Origin of the sequence: Roseimarinus sediminis, assembly GCF_050433125.1 — a bacterium.
Classification (GTDB): domain Bacteria; phylum Bacteroidota; class Bacteroidia; order Bacteroidales; family Prolixibacteraceae; genus Roseimarinus; species Roseimarinus sediminis.
Genome location: NZ_JBNPXV010000035.1, coordinates 1 through 2,930 on the forward strand (window position 1 = coordinate 1; position 2,930 = coordinate 2,930).

Here is a 2,930-nt window from a genome sequence, read left to right on the forward strand (position 1 = left end):
AAATATTTATAACTATTTTGCAATGGCGGCATAAGGTGGCTAAAAAACCGCCAATTTTTAAGAACTGTAGTTGGTTTTTAGACAGACTGCCGTTATGCCTTATTAAAATGATTCGTACTTTTAACAAAATAAATGTTTAAAATATGAGAAAGATATACCTAAAAAACTATAAAGGATTTAAAGAAGAGGTCATTGAATTGAAAGATGTTAATTTCTTTGTAGGTGAAAACAGTACAGGAAAAACTTCTATACTCAAATTGATAAATTTACTATGTAGCCGTGAGTTTTGGTTCAACGAACAATTCAATAGTGAAGGTATAGAATTGGGATATTTTGATGAAATACTAAATCGAAACTCAACTGAAAAATTCTTTCGTATTGGTTTAGAAATTACAGAAAAGAAATCAGAAAGTGCGACTCGAATAGTAATGGAGTTCCATGAGCATAAATCAATCCCCAAAATTCATCTGATAAAATATCAAAGAAACAATTCTGATATTTTAATAAAAATTACTAAAAAACAGTTTCAATATAGAATTAAAGAAACTAGTAAAAATTCATTTTTGGAATGGGCAAATGATTTTAATTATTCAAAACCATTTAAACGAGTAGGGTTTCCTTTTGATAACTTTCCGATGTTTATACTTTTCACGTTTATTGAAAATAGGATAAACACAAATAAAACCAATAAAAATGAGCAAAGTCCATTTGCTACTGACCCTGCATTATATCGTAGTTATAAATGGTTAGCACCTATAAGGGCAAAAGCAAAAAGAATATATGAATCTTATGAAGTAAAATTTTCTCCAGAAGGAGAACATATTCCTTCAATGATTCGAGAAATGTTTACCAATACTTCTAAAAATGAAAAAGGTAAAATTCTCCGTATTCTTAATCAATTTGGTAAGGAATCAAACTTGTTTGACGAAATAATAGTGAAGAATTTTGGTTCAAAAAACGCTTCTCCTTTTGAAATAATGATTAGATATGACGAAACCGAAATCAAATTACCAAATGTTGGCTATGGTGTTTCACAAAGCCTACCATTAGTTGTTGAAATTCTTTCATCTAAGAATCACGCATTTTCAATTCAACAACCTGAAGTTCACTTGCATCCAAAAGCTCAAGCCGCATTTGGTTCGTTTTTATACAATGCTACATTAAAAGACGGAAATTCATTTCTAATTGAAACTCATAGTGATTTTACAATTAATCGATTTAGATATTGTCTTTCAAATAAAAAGGATTCTAAAATAGAGAGTCAAGTTTTGTTTTTCACACGTGAGAAAAATATGAATAATGTTTTCCCAATCAACATAGATTCCAAGGGTTCATATTCCAATGGTGTTCCAACAGAATTTAGAGAATTTTTTATTGATGAAGAACTTAAACTACTGGAATTATAATTATGGCTATAATAATAGACACAAACTGCTTGGCTCATGTTTTTTCCAGAAAATCCCAAGAGCATGATAATTTTAAACCCGTTTTAGATTGGATATTAAATGGGAAAGGAATAATAATTTATGGTGGGAGTAAATATCAAAATGAACTAATAAAAACACCTAAATATATACCCATATTGAGATTTTTAAAGGAAGTCAATAAGGCATATGTTGGAAACAAAGAGAATATCGACAAACTACAAAAAGAAATTGAAGATAAAAGAACTGATGCTGATTTTGACGACCCTCACCTACCAGCAATTGTTATAGATACAAAATGTAGATTAATATGCTCCAAAGACTTTAGAGCAATTCCATTTGTAACTGACAAAAAATATTATCCAAATGGATTCCATACACCAATATTTTATACAGGTTTACGAAACAGAGAAATCTTAAATGACAATAATATTGATAATAGATTAAAACCAATTTGCAAACTAAAAAAGGCAGAATTAGAAAAAGTTCGAGCAATTTTAAATTAATAACAAGGCATAACATTTTATAAATTCCATGGCGGCCTTAGTGGCTCGCCATCGGCGGCTTTCCGCATGTTTTCCTTGTCCGTATGCGGACAGGAAATCACACGCAATCCGCCACGTAACTTATAATTTTCCGTTGTAGGCAAGCCTGAGAAACATCCTGCATAATTAAAAACATGACAATGAAAGGATTAATAATACTGACAATTGGACTACTGATACCGACACTAAACTTCGGACAATCGGAATTAGCCATGATAAATGACCCAGATGGATTTGTAAATGTACGAGCTGATAAAAGTACTGAATCAAAAGTCCTATTTAAGATTAAAGAGAATGATTTATTTCTGTGTGAGCCAACAGCAGAGAATTGGTGGAAGATTGATAACTTTTACTCAAAAACTGGATTTGTACATAAATCAAGGATTCGATTAATAAATGATTTAACGGAAAATAAGCAGCGTGATTTGATAATAAATTCAATAAACGGACTAAAGGATTATAGATTAAAATATGACTCGCTTAGACTGATTTTACCAAATGACGAGAGAATGCAATTACTTCGTGAATTTGAAAATTACGAAGAGACAATTTATAATCCACTGTTACCATTCCTCTCTGGGTTATTTTGCAAAAACAAGGACATTGATTTACTTGATAAGTACCTTAAAATTATGATTATTAATCAAATGTCAGCGAATGAGTCTCCCGCATGGACTTTAGGTGATTGTTATTTATGTCAACCTGATTTAGTAATTAAGCGGATTGATAATTATAGTGGTAAAGACAGAGAATATTTGTGGAGTATGTTAACTTTTGGATTTGAGAATGTGACTTGGCAAAAGGAAAGCGAGATTAAGAATTACGATGAATTAAAAAATAGATTGAATCAATAAAGGCCAGCCTACAATAAATAGAACTCTGAGCGGCGCGCAGCGCCCAGTGAGGAGTTTCGGTTGAACTACATCCATCCCGCTACGGTGCTATGTACTTAAAGAAGGTT

3 protein-coding genes are annotated in these 2,930 nt (G+C 31.3%); all 3 read left to right on the plus strand.

Going from position 1 to position 2,930, the window contains the following annotated elements:
* Window positions 1–143: 143 nt before the first annotated feature.
* The 3 genes from FHS86_RS19025 (at window position 144) to FHS86_RS19035 (ending at window position 2,823) form a co-directional block, all read left to right on the plus strand.
* The gene (locus FHS86_RS19025) at window positions 144–1,406 is read left to right on the plus strand and encodes an AAA family ATPase (protein WP_429417619.1); all 1,263 of its coding nucleotides are present in this window, start codon (window positions 144–146) and stop codon (window positions 1,404–1,406) included.
* Between the two features lie 2 nt (window positions 1,407–1,408).
* Window positions 1,409–1,930, plus strand: coding sequence for a hypothetical protein (locus FHS86_RS19030; RefSeq protein WP_429417622.1), 522 nt, complete (start codon window positions 1,409–1,411; stop codon window positions 1,928–1,930).
* Between the two features lie 179 nt (window positions 1,931–2,109).
* Window positions 2,110–2,823, plus strand: a complete 714-nt coding sequence (locus tag FHS86_RS19035; RefSeq protein ID WP_429417625.1) for an SH3 domain-containing protein — start codon at window positions 2,110–2,112, stop codon at window positions 2,821–2,823.
* Window positions 2,824–2,930: the final 107 nt, after the last annotated feature.

What these genes read in the sequence shown, in the direction of transcription:
- FHS86_RS19025 (WP_429417619.1), top strand. Translation starts at nt 144, where the DNA reads ATGAGAAAGATATACCTAAAAAACTATAAAGGATTTAAAGAAGAGGTC.
- FHS86_RS19030 (WP_429417622.1), top strand. Translation starts at nt 1,409, where the DNA reads ATGGCTATAATAATAGACACAAACTGCTTGGCTCATGTTTTTTCCAGA.
- FHS86_RS19035 (WP_429417625.1), top strand. Translation starts at nt 2,110, where the DNA reads ATGAAAGGATTAATAATACTGACAATTGGACTACTGATACCGACACTA.